The sequence below is a fragment of the Halalkalibacter hemicellulosilyticusJCM 9152 genome (genome assembly GCF_000513115.1).
GTDB lineage: Bacteria > Bacillota > Bacilli > Bacillales > Bacillaceae_D > Halalkalibacter > Halalkalibacter hemicellulosilyticus.
Genome location: NZ_BAUU01000026.1, coordinates 47,553 through 67,870 on the forward strand (window position 1 = coordinate 47,553; position 20,318 = coordinate 67,870).

The window sequence follows — 20,318 nt, forward strand, 5'->3', positions numbered from 1 at the left end:
CTAAAGGGGTGTTTGGTATTTTTATTCAGAGATTGTGCTATGGAGATGACGTACAAATGTAATTTCTTAGTGATCTTAATGGGTTTCGTCAGTAAGTGTTGACAATCGGAAGAGGTGGATTTATACTTTTAATTGAACGTAGGTCAATTAAATTGGAGTGAATGATTTGGCAGCGAGAAAAGCGGTGGATCAAGAATTAACAAGGGAGAAGATTTTGGAAACGGCACGTGATTTATTTGTGTCAAAAGGATATCAACATGTCACGATGAGACATATTGCACAATTACTTGGATACAGTCATGGTTCATTGTATTATCATTTTAAGAATAAAGCTGAATTGTTTTACAGCTTGGTTGAGAAAGATTTTGGTATTCTTAATGAAACGTTGGATACATTTATAAAAGAGGATACGGATGTTGAAACCAAACTGAAAAGGATTTTGTTAGGCTATATTGAATTTGGTATCAAACATCCAAACCATTATCGAATTATGTTCCTTTTACAAGATGATGACTTACAAACTGAACTTCAACAAGAGCCAAACGTGACTTATGAAAAATTTGCGTCGGCCCTTCACACACTGTGTGGAAGTAAAGTGACCCCGATGATTATTTGGTCATTGTTCTTGTCTTTACACGGTTTTGTTGTACATTACTGTGGACAACCTGAACAAACATATGATGATGTGAAAGGAATGGCAGCGTCGCATGTCAGGTTTTTGATGAAAGGGCTACTGTAATTTTTTTTATCTATTAATTGACCGTTGTTCAATAAAGGGGAGGATATGAAAATGAAAACTGCGATAATTTTACGAATTGAAGGGATTATGGCTCTAGTGTTGAGTGTTTATTTTTACTTTTTCATTCTACAATTTAGTTGGATTGTGTTTGTTATCTTTTTGTTAGCACCTGATTTATCAATGATTGGTTATTTAAAAAATAACAAGGTTGGATCGGTGTGGTACAACCTATTCCATACCTATAGTATACCAATGTTAATCATAATCTGTAGTGTACTGATGAATAGTCATATTTTATTAATGATAAGCTTGATTTGGGTTGCTCATATTGGAATGGATAGAATGTTTGGCTATGGATTGAAGTATCCGACAAAGTTTCAAGATACACATTTGAACCGTATCTGAGCTTGTAGATTAAATAGACTCTCTTGTCATCTAAGTATCATAAAGGGAGTCTCCCACCAGTCTTTTGAAAGGGCACTGAAAAATTTTGGTGCCCTTTAAGCAATGAGCGAAACCGTTGCCTGTTTTGAAAAGATTGATATGAGTGGATTTTTCGAAGCAATCGACTTTTCCAAAAACAGAACAAAGCATCACGTTACAAGTCTAAAAAGAACAAGGTTCAATCGTACTTATAAAACAAGCTCTGAAATTCCCCAATGATATAGGAATCTCAGAGTTTGATAGGTCTATTCTGTTTTAGTCCGGGTGTTACGTCAAAATGTAATATAAGATTATTCTACATAGCCATCTAGAAATTTACTTGCTTCACTATTAAACTTCCACATTATCCCGAATTTATCGACTAACATTCCAAAACTTGCTGACCATGGCGTAGAAGATATCGGCATGATCACAGTACCACCTTCTGAAAGCCTTTCAAAACATTGTTTACTTATTTCTGGATCAGTATCAATAATACTGATCAGGACGGTATTCCCATTTGTGATTTCGCCTGTCGTAGCTTGCATAAAAGGCGGAACATCAGAGATCATTAAAATATTCCCTGAAAATTCAATACGAGATTCCATAATCATGTTTTGTTCCTTTTCCGTTAATGGGGCATTTGGATCTTGGCCAAAATCACCAAATCTCACCATTTTCACACTAGTTGCGGATAATGCCTTTTCATAAAAGGCCAACGCTTCTTCTGCTCTTCCATCAAATTGTAGATAAGTTATTACTTTCATATTTTATTCCTCCTTTTCATATTTGAAGTATAATAGGGCATAGGCGACATATGTATGTCGTATATTGGAGGGAAATATGAAAAAAATTGAGCGACTTATCTCGATAGTGATGATTTTGTTACAAAAAGAAGTAGTTTCGGCAACAGAATTCAGCCGACTTTTTCATGTGACGAAGCGAACGATTCAACGTGATATAGAAACATTAAGTTATGCAAACATCCCTATTTATGCGGAATATGGTGCTGAAGGGGGATATGCGCTAATTGAAGAGTATAAATTCGATAAACGATTACTAAATCACAACGATATTGAAAATATACTTATAGCTTTAGGTGGCTTTGAGGGATTGATTACCAATCAAGAGATTCAAACGACTATTCAAAAAATCAAGGGAATGACTAGCGCAGATATTTCTCCAATACTTGATTTAACTTTCTATGATTGGCCGGGAAGAAGCCAAATCAGCGAAGAAATTTTATTTATCAGGCAAGCAATTGAGAACAATTGGTTATTAAAATTTGAATATGTGGATCAAATAGGAAACAAAACGTATAGACTCGTCGAACCCTATAAGGTACATTTTAGGGAGATGCATTGGTATCTTTTTGGTTATAGTTTAGAACGGAAAGACTATCGAACATTTAAGGTGACGAGGATATTAAATATCCAAAAAGACGGTTTTTTTGTTCCAAGGACTAATCAGGAATTTCAACATGAAAAACAATACAATGAACAAAAAAAGTTAGTTAATGTACATCTATCGATAGATGTTGCTGTAAGGGATCAATTTATCGAAAGATACGGGAAAGATGCCGTTATAAAAGAAACTGCTAGAAGTTACCTTGCCACAATTGAATTGCCTGAGAATCAATATGCCTATCAATTTCTAGCCGGATTTGGTAATAAAGTTAAGATTATAAAGCCAAAAGGTTTTGTTGCGAAATATGTAAACTTTTTGGAGGGAGCAGTGAAACTTTACAAATAAAGTGTTCATAGGTGGTTCTAGGAAGATGTGGAAAAGTGCAAAGTCTGTCCTTTTAAAGAAGGGTGTTACAAAGAAGGAGCCAAATCCAAAACCTACTCGGTATCGATTAAATCCAGTGAACACTTGGAAATCCAATTCCTCGGGTCTATTTGGAATGGAAATTCAAGGAGCAACTACGATATTTGTGGTCAACCTCAAACGAATTCGAATTTTGGAGATGGTCTTCCTGTTCATGTCTTGAAAGCCTTGTATGACGTGGAATTGACAATCACACATTTTTTCAGCTATCATGTTTATTTTCAATACTTGATGAATAACCATATAGTTGATTATTACCTCTAACTAAATACCCACTTGGTTGATAATCAATGGTTAGTTTATCTTCTAAGAACATTAAAGTTGATCGTTCTGTATAAATAGGAACCCAATTCGTTAATATGGTAACATAGCTAGGGGGTATAGTCTTAGTCAACTGTAAGTGAATCGTGCCATCAAGTGGGCTGCCACATCCGCCAACTTCATACATAATACATATATAATTCGAGTATGATTTTTCTAATAAGTTATGAATAGCTTGTTCTGTAAATTGAATGTCCATTTTATCATCCTCTTTCATTTTGGGTTGAATGGAGAGTACTCTAAAAACTCCCACTGATACTTTAGAGCATGCTTTTTTTCGATTACACTGGATATGACATATTCTACTAACCTTTTTGCTCCAGGGTATTTTCGTTTGTCATCCTCATTTAGATTCCAAATGATTTTCGAGCTCCCAGTTAGCTGTAACGTATGCCCTTCCTGAAAATTTATAAATAATAACCCGGTTTTGGCATTCTCAATCATATTACCTAGTGTGTTAAACATCATATTACCAACGTAATCAGGGTAGATTAGTGTCGTTTCATCAATGACTTCTATAAAGCCTGCTTGGCCGCCTCTATGAGAAACATCTGTTTTTCCTAACGAATTTGAACTTGAGACAAAAAATGTATCTGACCGTTCTATCCATGGTCGTTGGTCTTGATTTAAATGCATACTGTGTAATGTCTCCAATTGTTTTGTTTCATTTATAAGATTTAATTTTATATGTCTAGATTGGATGTATTTAGGACAGTTACCATATACCTGCTCTGTTTTTACTTCTATCGTTTCTTCATCAAGAATTGAAGCAACACCGTTGATTCTAATACGAATCCTTGTTGAAAATTCAATGACAATCATTCCAACATTAAGATTAGATTTTAGGTTTGTTAGCAATACATCATTGTTTTTTTCTGTCATATGAATCTGTATCGTTCGATCGTTGATTACTCGAATGAATCCGCGGTCACCACAAATGAATGAACTCCATAACTCTCCCTTTGCATCAGTAGACCCAATGATAATGAAGGATTGTGATTCGATAAAAAATTGATAAGGCTCGTCAATAAATGGCTGAATCATTTGTCCGACTAAATTTGCTTTATTAATGACGCCAAGCTTAGCTTGCACTTTACGTTCTCCTGAATGAAATACTTCCATATGTTGTAACACTCCAAACCTATAGTTAATGAAATTTGTTTCTGCACAATTTTTAACCGTTATATTAAATGTTTTATGGTTAATGATATATGTCAATTAGTATTAACCTGTCAATAGTGATATAATGGGTTAATATTAATTTTGTTAACGTGGAAGGGGTATAAATGTGTGTAATGATAACAAATTCCCGCTTATAACAGGGGAAATTTCGTTAGATTTAGTTAATACGGAAGTGATTCGATATGGAAAGAAACATGATCTGCTTACTTCTGGAGAGGATGTGTTTGCGTGGGTGGTTGCTTTGCAAAAGAAACAAGCTCTACATGATAGACAGTTCTCGGGAGAAGTGTATGAATGGGCTGATGAAGTATTACCGCTTTTAAAGAAACTCCGTTTACATCTTCGACAAGGGTATGAACAATTGGCTGATAATCAATCACTTCCTTGTGATTGGATGAACGATCTTGAGCTTTTAATCGAAAAAGCCCCTTTTACTTATCGTTTAGTCGATGGAGTATTGCTAGCTGTGCCGAGTGGGAAGTCAGCAGATGCCCTTATAGCATTGGTAGCTTTTAATGCAATGAATCTTTTTGTCACTAATGAACTAAGTCATATTCATCGATGTGCGAATAAGGATTGTACTCTTTTATTCATCGACAAGAGTGGAAGACGTAAATGGTGTTCAATGAAAATTTGCGGAAATCGGAAAAAAGTAACGCGTCATTTACGCCGTAAAGAACGGGAGCAGCAGTATTAGCTGTGGCATTCTTACCTTAATTTAGTGAAAAGTGAAATAAGAAAAAGAAGGAAAGAAATAAGATGACAGATAAACAAAACAAACCTTTTTACAAAAGGACTTGGTTTCGAGTGGGTCTAGGTTTGACTCTTATCGCGTCCTTATCGTTAAGAGTCTATTTCGAAACGAATACCATTAAGGTCAATAAAGTGCGGTTCCGGAGTAATAAGCTTCCTGAAGGATTTCAACTCAATGTTGTACAGCTAACAGACTTGCATAATAAAGAATTTCCAAACCGAAATCAAAAGCTATTGGAAGCGATTCAACAAGCTGAGGCAGATTTCATAGTAATTACAGGAGATTGGATTGACCGAAAGACCGTAGACACGAGTAATGCCTTAAGACTCGTCGATCAAATGAAAGCTATCCATGATCATGTCTATTATGTAACCGGTAATCATGAATGGGAGAACGCTTTGTTCAGTCATTTTATGGATGACTTGGCAGAGCGAGGTGTGGTCATTTTGCATAATGAGCATGCTGTACTCACTGTTCGAGGAGTCGATATTCAAATCGTAGGAATTGACGATGCCTCGACAAACCATGAAAATCTAGTAACGGCATTCGAGAGCATTGATGAGAACCTTTATACGATATTCCTTTCTCATAGCCCAGTTGTGACAAAAAGGTCCCCCAACGTTTCAGCTGATTTGGTCCTCAGTGGTCATACACACGGGGGACAGGTTCGCTTCCCATTCATCGGAGCGTTAATTGCACCTGATGATGGATTGTTCCCTACATTAGACAAAGGGATATTCCCATTAGGTGATGACAGGTATTTATATATTGATAGTGGTTTAGGAACGACGGGCGCTCCAATGCGATTGCTTAATCAAAGTCAAATAAGCTTAATTGAAATTGACCCAGTTCACGATTAAAGGTATGGATCATTTAAGCATGGACGAGCAATACTCTCATTGAAAAGCAAAAATCCAATTCCACTGAATAGCTCGAAATGAACATTTTTTAACGAATGAGTACCATTGACTCGCATTCGTACGATAAACAGTACTATGTACGAAAAAAATAAGTACTTTTTTGTCATGATTATTCATGAAATAATCGCTGTATTAATAAAACATACAAAAGGATGATGAAGATGAAAATACTTGTTATAGTTGCCCACCCAGATTTGGAAAAATCAAGAGGGAACCGTGCCTTTATTGATCAGCTGAGGAAGCATGAGACTATTACAGTAAGAGATCTATATCAAAGTTATCCGAACTGGGAAATTGATATTGAACAAGAGCATGAATTATTGGTGCAGTATGACCGCATTGTTTTTCAGTTTCCGTTCTATTGGTACAGCTGCCCACCCTTATTGAAAAAATGGTTTGACGATGTCCTCACTTACGGATGGGCATTTGGAACTGAAGGCAACCAGCTAAAGGGTAAAGAGTTTATTGCGGCTATTACAGCAGGCGGGTCCGAGAATGCCTACCGTTCCGGTGGTGATGATTGGTTTACGATCAGTGAATATTTACGTCCCATCCAAGCAACCATTCTTCGTTGTAAAGGAACGTATTTACCAGCGTTTATTACGTACAACACAGATGCAGGTACAGACGACTACTTGGTTGCCCAAGCAAGTCAATATATTGATCATATTTCTAGTTTACAAAAAGACCTTATTATGTAATTCTGAAAGAAAAAAGTAAGGAGTTGCTGGTCATCAAAAGTCGAAAATACCCGATTGAAGTAACACTTGGTACCATCGGTGGAAAATGGAAGCCTTTAATTTTATTTATCCTTTCGGATGAGGGAACAAAGCGGTTTGGTGAGCTGAGAAAACAACTGGCTGGTATTACACAGGGGATGCTAACCAACCAGCTTCGAGAGTTGGAACAAGATGGGATCATTCATCGTGAGATATATAAAGAGGTTCCGCCGAAAGTGGAGTACTCTCTAACCTCATATGGGAAATCACTAGAGACAATTCTGAATGAGATGTGCAAGTGGGGAGCGCAACACGAACAGCAGAAATTCCTGAGGACGGAAAATTGATCCTGCTGCGGGAATTGGGGCAAGAACCAACACACCTTAATATCCACAGGAAACATTGAAATAACGTTTGATCGTTTTACTCCTTGGTTAATTGTCTGAAGGGGTGTTTTTGTGCAGTGAATCATCAAAGTTACTGAAACAGCAATCGAAAAGAAATGATACAAAGAGGGCTATGATATATTTGAAGAGGAAAATTATCTTTATGGAGGGTGTGGGTTTATCATGGGAAATGCAAATCAAAAAATAACGACATTTTTAACTTTTGAAGGAAGTGCTGAAGAAGCAATGAATTTGTACGTTTCGTTGTTTGACGATTCAGAAATCACTAGTATTGTTCGATACGGGGCGAATGAAGTTGGCAAAGAGGGAAGCGTACAGCATGCTACATTTTCAATAAATGGACAAGAGTTTATGTGTATAGACAGTAGTGTTAAGCATGAATGGACATTTACTCCCGGAGTATCATTGTTTGTAGCATGTAAAACTGAACAAGAAATTGATCGACTCTTTGATAAGTTATCACAGGGTGGTGTTGTTCACATGCCATTATCTAATTATGGATTTAGTGAAAAATTTGGATGGGTTGATGATAAGTATGGTGTATCGTGGCAATTAAATCTTGCAAATAGCTAACGGTTAACCATGTTTCTATATCAAACGTACGTGCTATTGTTGCTAGTATCTTAAATAAGTAAGGGAATGTAACCTCTAAGGTATTCAATAAAGGTAAGGGTTACATTCCTTTAGTGTGCTGTAAAGTTTCGAGGTAGTGTTTCATTCTCATTCGCTTTGGAAAAAAAGGATGGATTAATCACTTTCATAAAAAATGAAATTCATGCAGGAATCTCCATTATAAAGTTGAAAACCATATTGTAAGCGTTAACAAAAGGAGGTATAAAAATGATTTCAAAACAGGCTCAGTTAGTTAGAAGGGTGTTGCTTTCTTCATTATTATTTTCATGTTTCTTTATGATCTTAGCTCAAGAAGATAGCTATGCAGAAGAGGTGGTCAATGCGAGGGATTTTGGTATGACACCTGGTGTTGAGACATCGCAAACGGAGGCACTGCATGCAGCTATGCGTTATTTTTATGATAGAGGGGTGGAAGGAACGGTTTATATTCCAGCTGGGACGTATGCTGTAGATGAAGCTGTTAGGTTCCATCAAGGAGTGAATTTGATTGGTGAGGGTATGGGGGAAACCGTTTTAAAGAAGGCTGGTACTAGGAATAATTATGTTGTCGGTAATCCGATCATGAGAAGTGGTAATCAGCTTAATGTCACTGTTTCTCATTTAACGATCGATGGTGATCGCGAAAATCGTGCGAATCAAGGTCTAGGGCAAATTGGCGGGATGAATATTGATGCGGATGTCAGTCATTTAACAATTGAGAACGTTGAAGTTCGCGACGTGACCATTGGCTTACTCTTAAGACGATTGAAAAATTCAACTATTCGAGACAGTATTATTGATCGATCAAGTGGGCATGGGATAGCCTTTGGTAGTGAAAGCCACGCTGTGGGCGATGTTCACAGTAATCTCATTACACATAATAAGATTACAAATTCCATTGGTGGTAGTGGCATTAATTTATCACGTGCGACATATACAACAGTCACTTATAATCAAGTGATCAATGATGTGCAGCAAGGGGATAGCTATGGAGGGATAAGAATTCCAAATGACGGTGCATATAATACAGTTGAGCATAATGTGATAGAGAATTATCCAAGAGGCATTTTTGTTTTAAGCGGTGCTCATCATAATACAATTGCGAGCAATACCGTTATTAACTCACATATACACGGCGTATTAATTCAATCGGATCACAATATTCTAAGTGATAATGTGATACAGCAATTAGACCCAAGCTTAAATATCGAATCGGTTATTCGTCTAGCACCCGGTAGCCAAAACCAAATAGTAGGGAATAAAATAGAGACATTTTCAAGTTTTAGTAACCCTGGTATTCGATTGACTGGTTCATCCAATCAAAATACGATCAGTGGCAATACAATAGATACGTCTGGGACGGCTGTTAGTATTGAAGGGGGCAGTGGTAATACAAACACGAATAATACAAGAGTAACAAACCCTGTTCAATTTGATGCACAGGTGAGTTATGAGCTTGTTAACCGAAATAGTGGCAAGCTATTAGAGGTTGTAAACGCGGGGACGAACCCAGGGGATAATGTTCAACAATGGGAGCGTAATTTTCATCCTTGTCAACGGTGGATAATTATTCAAAATAGTGAGGGCTATTATGAGATTATCAATCGTAATAGCAATCAGGCATTGGAGGTATTTGACTGGTCGTCATCAAATGGGGGGAATGTTGTGCAATGGACTCACTTGGGTGGATATAATCAACAATGGACAATTGAACGAACGAGTGATGGCTATTATACGCTAGTCAACCGCTATAGTGGGAAAGCCTTAGATGCTTACAACCGATCTTTACTTAATGGCGGCAACATTGTTCAATGGGATTTGAATAATGATTTCAATCAACAATGGAATATCATAAAAGTGGATTAAACATAAAGAAGCAGGTCGATCTGACCTGCTTCTTTATACTATTTTTTTGTCAACATGGGACTAGGTTATGCTGATTGTTTGAAAAACATTAGAAAGAAACCTCTCTATAAAGAAAGTGACAATTATCACTAACAAATATTCGTGCATCGATGTAATGTACACAATATAACTCATGCCGAAAGGGGTGTTAGTGATTCTATGAAACGAAGTAAATTTGACAGCCGATTGATCATGTTTTTTTCATGATAACACTAGGAGGCTTTACCATTTCTCATATTGAGTCTATTAGTGGACGGTATGAGATAATGGAAGTGCGAGCCTTGTTAATGAGTATTACCCTCGTATTGATTTTACTATTTTTAAAATGGAAGTCGAATAAGGTTGAAGAATGGAGTTTATTCTACAGAGAGCGATTAACTATAGTGGTTTCTTCAATAACTCTTGGTTTTTTCGCTTGGCTTTTACCGACAATAATTGTCATTGGAGGCTCAATAGAATTAGGTTGGGCAACAATAGAGATGGAAGTGTCGATAATAGAGGTATTATTCCAAGCGCTCCTTATTCTCCCGCTTATGCTTTTGTCCTATATTTTACCAGAGGAATGGGCTTTCAGGGGCTATATCTATCGAACACTGGTAAAAAGAAGGTCGATGTGGGTAAGTATTTTTATTCAGGCGCTGTTATTTGCAGTATGGGGACTGCTCGCTAATGGTCAATTAGACGGTTTCATTGAATTCTTGGGATTTGGTTTGTTTCTTGGATTGTTGTGTCATATGACAAATACAATCTGGCTTGGTGTTGGGTTGCGACTAGCTGCTGCAACGGTGCCTTTACTACTTCATACAATAAATTATGAGGTCATTTACATGCAGGGCTTACTTAACTTTTTACTAGGAATTGTAACAATAGTAGTAGCTTATTTAATTATTATAAATGTTAAACGGCAACAACCTAACGAAGTTTTGAATAACTTAAAAAAAGAACATCCTAACATAGGATCAGAAAATAGCAAAAACTTAGCACAAAGAGGAATTATTTATGATGTTGGTTCAAGCTATGCTCTTGGGCAGTATTCAAAGGAAATATGGAAAAGTGAAGCTGTGAGGGATGATCTACAAATCATTCGCGAATCCCTTCACTGCAATGCAATAACCATAATGGGGGATAATCTTGATCGTTTGGAGGAAGCTACTCACTACGCTTTAGAACACGATTTATTTGTATGGCTGCATCCTACTTCTTTTGGATCTAATCCTCAAGAAATGCTTTTACAACTTAAAAACGGTGCAATTTTAGCCGAAAAAATAAGGAAGAAACACCCAGACAAAATTGGATTGAAAGTTGGTTTAGAGCTGAGTGTATTTACTTCAGGAAGTATCCCTGGCAAAGATTTTGGGCAGAGAGCACAAAATTTAAAATGGTTCGGACTTCTCTTACCGTTGTTTAATAGCCGACTTAATGCGTTACTAAAACAAGCAGTAGCAGTGGCACGGGATCATTATAGAGGGGGGATTATCTATGGAGCTGGGTCATGGGAGGAAGTTAATTGGGACTTGTTTGATTTTATAGGAGTAAATTATTATTTAGATTCGTCAACTGGGACAAATTATGTCGAAGGGTTACGCCGTTACCAACAATTTAATAAACCCATTATCATTACTGAATTCGGTTGCTGTGCTTACAAGGGAGCTGAATTAAGAGGGGGAGAAGGCGGTTGGATTCAAGACTGGAGTAACCTTAGTGAACGTAAATTAGACGGCGAATATATGAGAGATGAACAAGTTCAGGCAAACTATATTGGTCAGCTAATTGAAGTTTTTGAAACAGAAAATGTTTATGGAGCCTTTATCAATCAATTTATTGAAGAAGATCATCCTTATTCAGATGAGGCTCTATATGACCTGGATATGGCTAGTCTAGGCATTGTAAAGGCCTGTCCTCAGACAACTAAGGAAAGAGGTTGGATAGCTAAAAAAGCTTTTTACGAGATTGCAAATCGTTATTCTCAATACAAGAGTAGTCAATAGATTTAAGAGACTTTTAATAAAGCTGTTGATCTAAAAACATTCCTCAACAAATCGATTATAATAACATTGGCTCTGTTTTCACCTCTGTAGATATGATGGTCTAAAGGGGTGTTTTTTTGTTTTTGTGTTAAAAAACATCTAAAATTATCGCCAGTGCGGAGTGTGAGGGGAAAATATTGAAACCCCGAAACAAGACTCTTTGAAAGCTTTACTATCTTAATTTATTATTATGAGATTCTTACAAGTATATACACGATTTAGTTGGGAATTGCTAAATAATGCTAGTAAAGCACAACCTGATTTTGTGATCAAGATTTGAGAGATACGGGAGAAAGGAATATCTGGTGTTAGTATCCTCTATCAAAGGAAATCAAACATCAGAAAACTGTAGTAAAAGAAAAAACATTCGAATATACCTTGATGGGAATATTCCTTTCAAGGTATATTTAAATCATGAAAACAACATTGAATGCTCTTGCTGAGCCTAACCGACTACAGATTGTGGAACTCTTGCGTGACGGACCTCACACAGTAGGGGAAATTGCTGATCGACTTAGTCTTAACCAGCCTCAAGTTTCCAAACATCTTCGAGTACTTAGTAATGCAGAACTCGTCGAGGTGAATGCTATTTCTAATCGACGGATTTACAAGCTGAGGGCCAAGCCGTTTATAGAGCTTGATTCATGGTTAGATACCTACCGTCACATTTGGGACGAGAGATTCGACCTCTTGGACGAATACCTGCAGGATCTACAAAGAAAGGGTGTGAACCATGACGACAAATAGGAGTCCAGCTTTGACTTAAGTAGAAAATCGAAAAATTTATTAAAACATTGCTGGATCCTATGTTTTCTATGATAGAAAACATCCAAAAATAAGTTAACAAAAATTTGTTTGGGGGAACTAAAAATGTCCAAAAATGCTATGGTATCAAGGGTTGAAAGCGATCGGGTTCTCGTGCTGGAGCGTATTTTCGACGCACCGCGCGACCTCGTCTTCAAGATGTTTAAAGACCCTAACCATCTCAAACGCTGGTGGGGGCCCAGAGGTTGGGAGCTTCCTATTTGCAACGTCGATTTCCGTCCGGGTGGTGTTTGGCACTACTGCATGAAGTGTGTTGATCAAAACCTAGGTGAATATTACGGAATGGAATCTTGGGGTAAATCGATTTATAAGGAGATCATTGAACCTGAGAAGATCGTCTACATCGATTTCTTCTCGGATGCTGAAGGTAATTCGAATGATGCTATGCCATCGACTGATATTACATTGGAATTCATCGATCTGGGCGAAAAGACGAAGCTGATCAATCGTGCTGAATATGCATCGGCGGAGAGCCTCAAGACCGTCATGGATATGGGCATGCTTCAAGGAATCACCGAAACTTGGGACCGTCTGGAAGAGGCTCTTAAGCAGATACAATAAGAAAATATTAAGAAGTTCATCAAAGAATACATGTACGATAGTAAGGATTAGGAACAGTGAGTTCGGTCATTATTAATAAAAGGGAGTGGGAAAATCAATGATTAATAAAGTTGGTCAAGTTATGTTGTATGTAAATAACCAAGATGAGGCAAAGGGTTTTTGGACTGAAAAAGTAGGGTTTAGTGTCATTTCTGAAGAAAATAACGGTGAAATGAGATGGATAGAAATTGCTCCAACAAAAGGTGCAGAAACAAGCATCGTTCTGCATAATATGGAACTCGTTGCTAAAATGAGCCCAGAATTAAATCTCGGTACACCTTCGTTAATGTTTTTTTCAGAAAACATCGATGAATTATATACTGATTTATCCAATAAAAATATCAAAGTCGGTGAAATTGTAAATATGCCTTCTGGTAGGGTATTTAACTTTGCTGATAATGAAGAAAATTACTTTGCAGTCATGGAAAAGAAGTAAGTAATCCACAATAAAAAAATAATTAAGTAATGCAAACACCGTTCAACAATGAACGGTGTTTTAGTATGAATGTCTTTGATAATGAAAAAGAAAGGATGTTCTAGATTCATTCAGTCTAATTCCTTTAAAATGTGATAATATACTCTTATAGGTATATGGAAAAGGAGTGTCGATAAAATGGATAGTTCCAAAAGTACAGTCCAACCGAACAAACAACAGCTACTTAATCGTTTGAAACGAGTGGAAGGGCAAGTGAGGGGGATCCACAATATGGTTGAGAACGATCGCTATTGTGTAGATATTTTAAATCAAATAGCAGCCGTTCAATCTGCTATGAACAAAGTGTCGCTTGCACTTATGGAAGATCATACGCACCATTGTGTTGCTAATGCAATTAAAAATAACAAAGGTGAAGAAGCGATTGACGAGCTTATGACGGTCATGAAAAAATGATAAAATAATTTTAAGATCACACTCCTGTGATCTTTTTTCTGAGGGTATATATGACAGGATCTTTTCTCCGTTGTTGTAGTATACAGTTCTACCCCTTTGATGTTTTTGCTAGTATACAAAAGACTTAACATCATCATGATAGGATAGACAAAGTCTAATGGTGAAGCACATTCATAGCACTAAAAAATAAACAAAACGGTTGAATACTATACCGGGGTATTGTATAATGATTTCAGATCGTAATATAACAATAAGGAGGAAATATTCATGGAACAAAAAACATTATCAGTTAAAGGGATGTCTTGCGGACATTGTGTAAGTTCTATAAAAGAAAACGTTGGAGAGCTTGGAGGAGTGAGCAAAGTGAACGTCGATTTACAACGTGCAAAAGTAGCCGTTCAATATGATGCAGATCAGGTTACAGTTGATAGCATAAAAGAGGTCATTGAAGAGCAGGGATATGATGTAGAAGGTATTGAAAGCGCTAATTCTTAAGTAAGGACAATGAAAATGGACAAATCAATTTTTTAGTGTTTTTGTTTGAAAAGCAATGGCTTTGCTCGATACGTGAAATTTAAATAGGCAACGGCCATTGCTAAATAGATCTTGCCATTAAAAAATATATACCCCTGTACTGTATATAATCAAACAGGAGTGGTGAAAGTGGAGCAAAAAGAAGTCTCAATGAAGGTATCAGGTATGACGTGTGCCGCATGTGCTAATAAGATCGAAAAAGGCTTGTCTAAAATGGAAGGTGTTCAAGAGGCGAATGTAAACTTTGCTATTGAGACTACTAAAGTCATATATGATCCTCAATATACAAGTCCAAAGGATTTTGAAAATAAAATAGAGAAGCTTGGTTATCATGTTTTGCATGAAAAGGATGAATTTGATATTTCCGGTATGACATGTGCCGCATGTGCAACAAGGATTGAAAAGCGAATTAATAAAATGGAAGGTGTCTCCCAAGCTAATGTTAATTTTGCATTAGAAACCATTTCTGTTGAATATGATCCAGAAACAGTTAGAGCATCAGAGATGGTGGAAGTTGTCAAAAAATTAGGCTATAACTTGATTCCTAAACAAGATCAAGAAGACAAAGTAGACCATAAAGAAAGAGAAATTGAAAATCAGTATGGGAAATTCCTGCTTTCTGCAGTTCTGACTCTTCCTCTTTTATGGACAATGGTGACGCACTTTGAAATGACGTCATTTCTTTATATGCCAGATATGTTTATGAATCCATGGGTTCAACTGGCGTTAGCGACTCCGGTTCAATTTGTAGTAGGCGCTCAATTTTATCGTGGTTCGTATCATGCGTTAAGGAGTAAGAGTGCTAATATGGATGTGCTCGTTGCTTTAGGTACGAGTGCTGCCTACTTTTACAGTATTTATTTAGGATGGGAGTGGATGAGTGCAGGAAGTCAAGGAATGCCTGAATTGTATTTTGAGGCTGCCGCGGTCATTATTACCCTCATTGTTCTTGGCAAGCTATTTGAAGTTCGTGCAAAAGGAAAAACAAGTCAGGCGATTCAAAAGCTGCTAGGTTTACAGGCTAAAACAGCACGTTTGATTCGTGATGGGGAAGAAGTAGAGGTTCCAGTAGACGAAGTGATGACTGGCGACCTTTTAATCATTAAACCAGGTGAGAAAGTACCTGTCGATGGCGAGATCATGGAAGGCCGGTCAGCTATAGATGAGTCGATGATTACTGGGGAGAGTATTCCGGTTGACAAGTCGATTGGAGATCAAGTGATCGGCGCTACGATCAATAAGAATGGCTCTATTCAAGTGAGAGCAACTAAGGTTGGCAAGGATACAGCTTTATCACAAATTGTAAAAGTGGTTCAAGAGGCACAGAGCTCAAAGGCAGATATTCAGCGTATGGTTGATAAAGTCTCTGGTATTTTTGTCCCGGTTGTCGTAGTCGTTGCGATTGCTACTTTTCTAATATGGTATTTCATCGTTACACCTGGAGATTTACGCTCTGCGTTAATCCCGATGATCTCGATTTTGGTTATTGCTTGTCCTTGCGCGTTAGGGCTCGCTACGCCAACATCGATTATGGCCGGATCAGGCCGATCAGCGGAAATGGGGCTTTTGTTTAAGGGTGGAGAGCATTTAGAAAACACACAATCAATTCAAACCGTCGTGTTAGATAAAACAGGTACGGTAACAAAAGGTGAGCCTGAGCTAACGGATTTGATTGTAACGGATGGTTTCACTGAAGAAAGCGTGCTTTATTATGTTGGTTCAGCAGAGCGTAACTCAGAGCATCCTTTAGCACAAGCGATTGTAAAAGGTGTAAAGGAGAAGAAGATCAGATTAGGAAGTGCGACTGAATTTGAAGCCATACCAGGTTTCGGTATTAAAGCGACAGTAGATCAGAAGACAATTTATATAGGAACTCGGAAACTGATGCTAGAAAATAACATTGCTTTGGAAGACAGTGTTGTTGCACAAATGGAGTCTTTAGAAGCTCAAGGGAAAACAGCAATGTTAATCGCCATTGATCACCGCCTTTCCGGGGTTATTGCTGTGGCAGATACAGTCAAAGAAACGTCCAAAGCTGCTATAAAGCGAATGGTAGAACTCGGTCTGGAAGTTATTATGTTAACAGGTGATAATGAACGGACGGCTAAGGCCATTGCAAAGCAGGTTGGAATTAAATACGTCATTGCAGAGGTTATACCAGAGCAAAAAAGTGATGAAATCGAAAAATTGCAGAAAGAAGGCAAGAAGGTTGCCATGGTTGGGGATGGAATTAATGATGCACCAGCATTGGCGATGTCTGATATTGGAATGGCGATTGGAACAGGAACTGATGTTGCTATTGAAGCTGCGGACATCACCCTCATGCGCGGCGATTTAAACAGTGTCGCTGATGCCATTATGATGAGCCGGAAGACAATGAGAAATATTAAGCAAAACCTCTTCTTCGCCTTCATATACAATACTTCTGCGATCCCAATTGCGGCAGTTGGTTTGCTCGCTCCGTGGGTGGCAGGTGCTGCGATGGCTTTTAGTTCTGTATCGGTTGTATTAAACGCTTTACGACTACAGAAGGTAAAGCTCGATAAAAAGGAGGCGGCATAATGAGTAGCAAAAAGTGGTGGTTTCTTTCAGGTGTGATCTATTTGGCTCTTGTCGTCGGAGGCTACAGTTTGGTGACTGGGGCCAATCCTTTGGAGAGCGGTCATATGGATAATGATCATAGTGAAGAGTCTCACGAAGAGGTTGAAAATCACAAAGAGAATGCAAGTGTGGATCACGATGAACACCAGCATGATTCTCACAGTCATTCAGAAGATTCCGAAGTGAAAGTTCATATTCACCAGGACCATCAAAAACTGATTATCCATGTGGAAGATGAAGAGGGCGATGTTCCTGAGCTAATTGAAACACATGAAAAGCTCATGCACCTCATTCTAGTGAGTGAAGACTTGGAGGATTTTCATCATTTTCACCCAGAAGAAGGAGAGAGTGGCACGTTTGAGAAAGAAACGGATCTCCCTGATGGTCACTACTATGCGTTTGTAGATATTAACCCAGAAGGTAAAAGCTATGTAATCGAGCCTCAAGAAGTGATGATTGGCGATCATCATGACGAAAGTGGCGAATTAATCCTTCAGCCAGACAGTGACTTAGTGAAAAGTAAGAGTGGAAAAGAAGTAGAGCTCGTAACAACCGCCCAGAATACTGTTGGACCTGTTGAACTAACATTTGACTTAAAAGGTGAGACACCTGAACCATATTTAGGAGCTCTCGGCCATGTGGTGATCATTGATGAGCATGTAGAGAATTTTATTCATGTGCATCCTAAGTCAGGTGATTCAACTGTATTTGAAGCTTATTTTCCACACAATGGAGTATACAAGCTATGGGCTGAATTTAAATACAACGATGAAGGCGTCATTGCGTTTCCTTTTGTTCTAGAGGTCGAATAATTTGCGTTGATTTGAATGTGAAGAAACCGAGTGACATTGGCGGGGAGCAACAGGTATGGATACCACACAATTAAATACTTTCGAATTTTATTAAGCAAGAAAAGAGAGAGGTTAGTACTATTTTAAGATGATGCTAAAGAAACCCACTTCAAGCAACCGTTAAGGAGCTAAGTGGGTAGTACATATATACATTCTATAATGATTTCCCCGCTGATTTGCCCATTTTAGTCTGTGATGAAATAAGGCGCTGGCGTTCATCGACCGACACTAGGTTTTCTAGTTCCTTTAAGGCATGCCGACCGACCCAACGTTCATGTTTGGATGGGCTGTTATGTAGCTCATGAGCGAGGATGAGAACTCGTTCCAAAAGGTCGGCGTCTTTCTTTCCTATTTCCCGTAAAGCCCAGCTAGTAGCTTTTTTAACATGAGTGCGTTCATCGTCTGCATGTTTTCGAATGATGTGTAAGTAGTCATCGATATCTTCACGTGTCACCTGAACTTTGTTAGAGGGCACACAGGAAGCAGCCATGAGGCAAAAAGCTGCACGTTTGTAATACGTTTTCGTATCGTCACACCATTTGTAGATATACTCTTGAAACTTAGGTTGAAGGATGATCAGGTTTTTACACACATGGTCGCACAAGTCCCAGGAGTAGACTTCCTGCATCAATCGTTCGATGTCTGTTTCATTCGTCTCAACGGGATCCATCAATAAGACGGCGAGAAGCTTTGCCTCATGATACCCGCTCTGCCACAAGGAAAAGCCCAATTCGTGTGCCTCATAGGCAGGAATATGTTTGTTTATTTTTTTTGCTAGCTTTCTAACTTCCCCAGTCGATACACCAATGCTATTGTGTTCGGGTATTCCCATCCTGACCACATTTTGATGGTATTTGATCGAACTTCTCTCCTTTAAGCTGTTGATGATATCATCTCTCTTCACTTATTTCACCTCCCTATGCCACAGCCACCTAGCACTGAGGTGCCCAGTATCTGTAAAACTTGCTACGAATATATAGCTTCTTCAATTGTTTGTCAACCTCAAAAACGAGTCTTCCACGTTAGTTTCAACGAAGACTAGTCGTCTATCATAAATCGACTATTTTAATTGAACTTTAAATTCCATTTAATTTCTCTTTAATTTGAAGTGATAGTCTATGTACGAAGATGTCGATTATTGAACAATAGGTAGGAATTTAGGAAATGATCAATCATTTTTATTAGGGGAGGAGATTCGTATGTTGAGGAATCGATTAAGGACAGGCTTGTTTATTTTGGTCATGATCGTTAGTTTTACTTCATTTTATATTGTTGCTTATAGTGGTTTAGCGAATGAAGCGGAATTTGCTTCGGGAAGCGGAAAGGCAGATGATCCATACATCATTGAAACAGCCGAACAACTGAATAATGTGCGCTTTCATTTGGATCAACATTTTGAATTGGGAGGCGATATTGATTTAGGTGCTTATTTATCATCTGGTGGAACAGGGTATGATCGATGGGGGGAATCTGGATGGCTACCAATTGGTGGCGGTGCTGGAGATTTCACTGGTACGTTTAATGGTGTTGGTTTTGAAATAAGTGGGCTAAAGATTAACCGTAATGGGGCTGGCTTGTTCGAGAGAATTGGGCAAGATGGAGTCGTTGAGCATCTTGTACTTTCTGATGTAGACATTGTGTCTGGGGCGATAGCAAACGGGAGTGTTGCTAGATATAGCGAGGGTCTTATTCAGCATGTGATCGTGAATGGTCTTCGAGTGCAAGTAAGTACCGATAGATACTATTTAGGTGGTATTGTAGGGAACAATAGTGGGACTGTGCAATTTGTTACGATAAAAGAAGGGGTTTTAATTGGCGGATATCGAGTTGTAGGTGGTGTGGTCGGAAGGAATCATGGTGGGTTCATACAGCATGTTTCTTATGAAGGATCGATTCAGAATGAAGATGGGCAAGTAGGTGGTATCGTTGGTCGAAATAACAACGGTATCATTCAATTTGCTCAAGTTTCAGGGGAAGTGATATCCTCAGGTTCTGATGTAGGTGGACTGGTAGGCTTAAATGATTCTCTCTCGGGTAATACGGCATTAATTCGATATTCACATACTAATACTTTTGTTCAAGGTGAAAGCAGAGTTGGTGGTTTAGTAGGGAGCGATATTAATGGTAGCATTGTTGAAAATGTTTATACGATGGTGATGTAGAAGGAGTACAGATGTAG

22 protein-coding genes and 1 pseudogene are annotated in these 20,318 nt (G+C 38.1%); 19 read left to right on the plus strand and 4 right to left on the minus strand.

The features are described 5' to 3' along the window. Nucleotides 1-166: 166 nt before the first annotated feature. Together JCM9152_RS15735 and JCM9152_RS15740 are read left to right on the plus strand one after the other, a co-directional pair. The gene (locus tag JCM9152_RS15735) at nt 167-739 is read left to right on the plus strand and encodes a TetR/AcrR family transcriptional regulator (RefSeq protein ID WP_035346196.1); all 573 of its coding nucleotides are present in this window, start codon (nt 167-169) and stop codon (nt 737-739) included. Nucleotides 740-790: 51 nt separating this feature from the next. After that, the gene (locus JCM9152_RS15740; protein ID WP_035346197.1) at nt 791-1,144 is read left to right on the plus strand and encodes a DUF4260 domain-containing protein; all 354 of its coding nucleotides are present in this window, start codon (nt 791-793) and stop codon (nt 1,142-1,144) included. 329 nt (nt 1,145-1,473) lie between these two features. Here JCM9152_RS15740 and JCM9152_RS15745 read toward each other — a convergent pair whose 3' ends face one another. Further along, nucleotides 1,474-1,929 (minus strand): VOC family protein, encoded by a 456-nt coding sequence (locus JCM9152_RS15745; protein ID WP_035346199.1) that lies wholly within the window; start codon nt 1,927-1,929, stop codon nt 1,474-1,476. 76 nt (nt 1,930-2,005) lie between these two features. Here JCM9152_RS15745 and JCM9152_RS15750 point away from each other — a divergent pair, with 76 nt between their 5' ends. Both JCM9152_RS15750 and JCM9152_RS15755 read left to right on the plus strand, forming a co-directional pair. After that, complete coding sequence (locus JCM9152_RS15750) at nt 2,006-2,914, plus strand: helix-turn-helix transcriptional regulator (protein WP_035346201.1); 909 nt, start codon at nt 2,006-2,008, stop codon at nt 2,912-2,914. A 24-nt stretch (nt 2,915-2,938) separates the two neighbouring features. After that, nucleotides 2,939-3,155: pseudogene (locus tag JCM9152_RS15755) on the plus strand (hypothetical protein); the annotation flags it as partial. Nucleotides 3,156-3,194: 39 nt separating this feature from the next. Here JCM9152_RS15755 and JCM9152_RS15760 read toward each other — a convergent pair. Next, the gene (locus tag JCM9152_RS15760; RefSeq protein ID WP_158318450.1) at nt 3,195-3,512 is read right to left on the minus strand and encodes an iron-sulfur cluster biosynthesis family protein; all 318 of its coding nucleotides are present in this window, start codon (nt 3,510-3,512) and stop codon (nt 3,195-3,197) included. Nucleotides 3,513-3,526: 14 nt separating this feature from the next. Continuing rightward, nucleotides 3,527-4,435, minus strand: a complete 909-nt coding sequence (locus JCM9152_RS15765) for a pyridoxamine 5'-phosphate oxidase family protein (RefSeq protein ID WP_035346205.1) — start codon at nt 4,433-4,435, stop codon at nt 3,527-3,529. 166 nt (nt 4,436-4,601) lie between these two features. Between JCM9152_RS15765 and JCM9152_RS15770 the strand changes: the two genes are divergently transcribed. From JCM9152_RS15770 to JCM9152_RS15835, 14 genes are all read left to right on the plus strand, one after another. Further along, complete coding sequence (locus tag JCM9152_RS15770) at nt 4,602-5,192, plus strand: CGNR zinc finger domain-containing protein (RefSeq protein ID WP_035346207.1); 591 nt, start codon at nt 4,602-4,604, stop codon at nt 5,190-5,192. Nucleotides 5,193-5,254: 62 nt separating this feature from the next. Further along, nucleotides 5,255-6,109, plus strand: coding sequence for a metallophosphoesterase (locus JCM9152_RS15775; protein ID WP_081728078.1), 855 nt, complete (start codon nt 5,255-5,257; stop codon nt 6,107-6,109). A 221-nt stretch (nt 6,110-6,330) separates the two neighbouring features. Beyond that, nucleotides 6,331-6,870, plus strand: a complete 540-nt coding sequence (locus JCM9152_RS15780; RefSeq protein WP_035346209.1) for an NAD(P)H-dependent oxidoreductase — start codon at nt 6,331-6,333, stop codon at nt 6,868-6,870. A gap of 23 nt (nt 6,871-6,893) precedes the next feature. Continuing rightward, nucleotides 6,894-7,235, plus strand: coding sequence for a winged helix-turn-helix transcriptional regulator (locus tag JCM9152_RS15785; protein WP_148296528.1), 342 nt, complete (start codon nt 6,894-6,896; stop codon nt 7,233-7,235). A 222-nt stretch (nt 7,236-7,457) separates the two neighbouring features. Next, the gene (locus tag JCM9152_RS15790; protein WP_035346211.1) at nt 7,458-7,868 is read left to right on the plus strand and encodes a VOC family protein; all 411 of its coding nucleotides are present in this window, start codon (nt 7,458-7,460) and stop codon (nt 7,866-7,868) included. A 267-nt stretch (nt 7,869-8,135) separates the two neighbouring features. Continuing rightward, nucleotides 8,136-9,773 (plus strand): RICIN domain-containing protein, encoded by a 1,638-nt coding sequence (locus JCM9152_RS15795; RefSeq protein ID WP_035346213.1) that lies wholly within the window; start codon nt 8,136-8,138, stop codon nt 9,771-9,773. 305 nt (nt 9,774-10,078) lie between these two features. After that, nucleotides 10,079-11,800, plus strand: a complete 1,722-nt coding sequence (locus JCM9152_RS21490; RefSeq protein WP_052016016.1) for a CPBP family glutamic-type intramembrane protease — start codon at nt 10,079-10,081, stop codon at nt 11,798-11,800. A 453-nt stretch (nt 11,801-12,253) separates the two neighbouring features. Further along, nucleotides 12,254-12,586 (plus strand): ArsR/SmtB family transcription factor, encoded by a 333-nt coding sequence (locus JCM9152_RS15805; protein ID WP_035346215.1) that lies wholly within the window; start codon nt 12,254-12,256, stop codon nt 12,584-12,586. 123 nt (nt 12,587-12,709) lie between these two features. Then, nucleotides 12,710-13,225: an SRPBCC domain-containing protein gene (locus JCM9152_RS15810; protein ID WP_035346217.1), complete on the plus strand. Its 516-nt coding sequence runs from the start codon at nt 12,710-12,712 to the stop codon at nt 13,223-13,225. A gap of 97 nt (nt 13,226-13,322) precedes the next feature. Next, the gene (locus tag JCM9152_RS15815) at nt 13,323-13,700 is read left to right on the plus strand and encodes a VOC family protein (protein WP_035346219.1); all 378 of its coding nucleotides are present in this window, start codon (nt 13,323-13,325) and stop codon (nt 13,698-13,700) included. 177 nt (nt 13,701-13,877) lie between these two features. Then, nucleotides 13,878-14,153, plus strand: coding sequence for a metal-sensitive transcriptional regulator (locus JCM9152_RS15820; protein WP_035346221.1), 276 nt, complete (start codon nt 13,878-13,880; stop codon nt 14,151-14,153). Nucleotides 14,154-14,420: 267 nt separating this feature from the next. Next, nucleotides 14,421-14,648 carry a copper chaperone CopZ gene (gene copZ / locus JCM9152_RS15825; protein ID WP_035346222.1) on the plus strand — a complete coding sequence of 76 codons (228 nt, stop codon included), beginning with the start codon at nt 14,421-14,423 and terminating at the stop codon, nt 14,646-14,648. A gap of 189 nt (nt 14,649-14,837) precedes the next feature. Further along, entirely contained in the window at nt 14,838-17,249 is a 2,412-nt protein-coding gene (locus tag JCM9152_RS15830; RefSeq protein ID WP_035346244.1) for a heavy metal translocating P-type ATPase, read from the plus strand. Then, nucleotides 17,249-18,100: a DUF8832 domain-containing protein gene (locus JCM9152_RS15835; protein WP_052016018.1), complete on the plus strand. Its 852-nt coding sequence runs from the start codon at nt 17,249-17,251 to the stop codon at nt 18,098-18,100. The genes JCM9152_RS15830 and JCM9152_RS15835 overlap by 1 nt, the downstream gene beginning before the upstream one ends. A 193-nt stretch (nt 18,101-18,293) precedes the next feature. Here the strand turns inward: JCM9152_RS15835 and JCM9152_RS15840 are convergent, their stop codons facing one another. Beyond that, on the minus strand, nt 18,294-19,043 hold the full coding sequence (locus JCM9152_RS15840; RefSeq protein ID WP_035346224.1) for a DNA alkylation repair protein: 750 nt from the start codon (nt 19,041-19,043) through the stop codon (nt 18,294-18,296). A 295-nt stretch (nt 19,044-19,338) separates the two neighbouring features. Here JCM9152_RS15840 and JCM9152_RS15845 point away from each other — a divergent pair, with 295 nt between their 5' ends. Further along, on the plus strand, nt 19,339-20,301 hold the full coding sequence (locus JCM9152_RS15845; RefSeq protein ID WP_035346226.1) for a hypothetical protein: 963 nt from the start codon (nt 19,339-19,341) through the stop codon (nt 20,299-20,301). Nucleotides 20,302-20,318: the final 17 nt, after the last annotated feature.

Excerpts from the sequence above, each read along its gene's own strand:
- JCM9152_RS15740 (WP_035346197.1), top strand. The coding sequence starts at position 791 with ATGAAAACTGCGATAATTTTACGAATTGAAGGGATTATGGCTCTAGTG.
- JCM9152_RS15745 (WP_035346199.1), bottom strand. The coding sequence starts at position 1,929 with ATGAAAGTAATAACTTATCTACAATTTGATGGAAGAGCAGAAGAAGCG.
- JCM9152_RS15750 (WP_035346201.1), top strand. The coding sequence starts at position 2,006 with ATGAAAAAAATTGAGCGACTTATCTCGATAGTGATGATTTTGTTACAA.
- JCM9152_RS15760 (WP_158318450.1), bottom strand. The coding sequence starts at position 3,512 with ATGGACATTCAATTTACAGAACAAGCTATTCATAACTTATTAGAAAAA.
- JCM9152_RS15765 (WP_035346205.1), bottom strand. The coding sequence starts at position 4,435 with ATGGAAGTATTTCATTCAGGAGAACGTAAAGTGCAAGCTAAGCTTGGC.
- JCM9152_RS15775 (WP_081728078.1), top strand. The coding sequence starts at position 5,255 with ATGACAGATAAACAAAACAAACCTTTTTACAAAAGGACTTGGTTTCGA.
- JCM9152_RS15780 (WP_035346209.1), top strand. The coding sequence starts at position 6,331 with ATGAAAATACTTGTTATAGTTGCCCACCCAGATTTGGAAAAATCAAGA.
- JCM9152_RS15790 (WP_035346211.1), top strand. The coding sequence starts at position 7,458 with ATGGGAAATGCAAATCAAAAAATAACGACATTTTTAACTTTTGAAGGA.
- JCM9152_RS15795 (WP_035346213.1), top strand. The coding sequence starts at position 8,136 with ATGATTTCAAAACAGGCTCAGTTAGTTAGAAGGGTGTTGCTTTCTTCA.
- JCM9152_RS21490 (WP_052016016.1), top strand. The coding sequence starts at position 10,079 with ATGGAAGTGCGAGCCTTGTTAATGAGTATTACCCTCGTATTGATTTTA.
- JCM9152_RS15805 (WP_035346215.1), top strand. The coding sequence starts at position 12,254 with ATGAAAACAACATTGAATGCTCTTGCTGAGCCTAACCGACTACAGATT.
- JCM9152_RS15810 (WP_035346217.1), top strand. The coding sequence starts at position 12,710 with ATGTCCAAAAATGCTATGGTATCAAGGGTTGAAAGCGATCGGGTTCTC.
- JCM9152_RS15815 (WP_035346219.1), top strand. The coding sequence starts at position 13,323 with ATGATTAATAAAGTTGGTCAAGTTATGTTGTATGTAAATAACCAAGAT.
- JCM9152_RS15820 (WP_035346221.1), top strand. The coding sequence starts at position 13,878 with ATGGATAGTTCCAAAAGTACAGTCCAACCGAACAAACAACAGCTACTT.
- copZ (WP_035346222.1), top strand. The coding sequence starts at position 14,421 with ATGGAACAAAAAACATTATCAGTTAAAGGGATGTCTTGCGGACATTGT.
- JCM9152_RS15830 (WP_035346244.1), top strand. The coding sequence starts at position 14,838 with ATGAAGGTATCAGGTATGACGTGTGCCGCATGTGCTAATAAGATCGAA.
- JCM9152_RS15835 (WP_052016018.1), top strand. The coding sequence starts at position 17,249 with ATGAGTAGCAAAAAGTGGTGGTTTCTTTCAGGTGTGATCTATTTGGCT.
- JCM9152_RS15845 (WP_035346226.1), top strand. The coding sequence starts at position 19,339 with ATGTTGAGGAATCGATTAAGGACAGGCTTGTTTATTTTGGTCATGATC.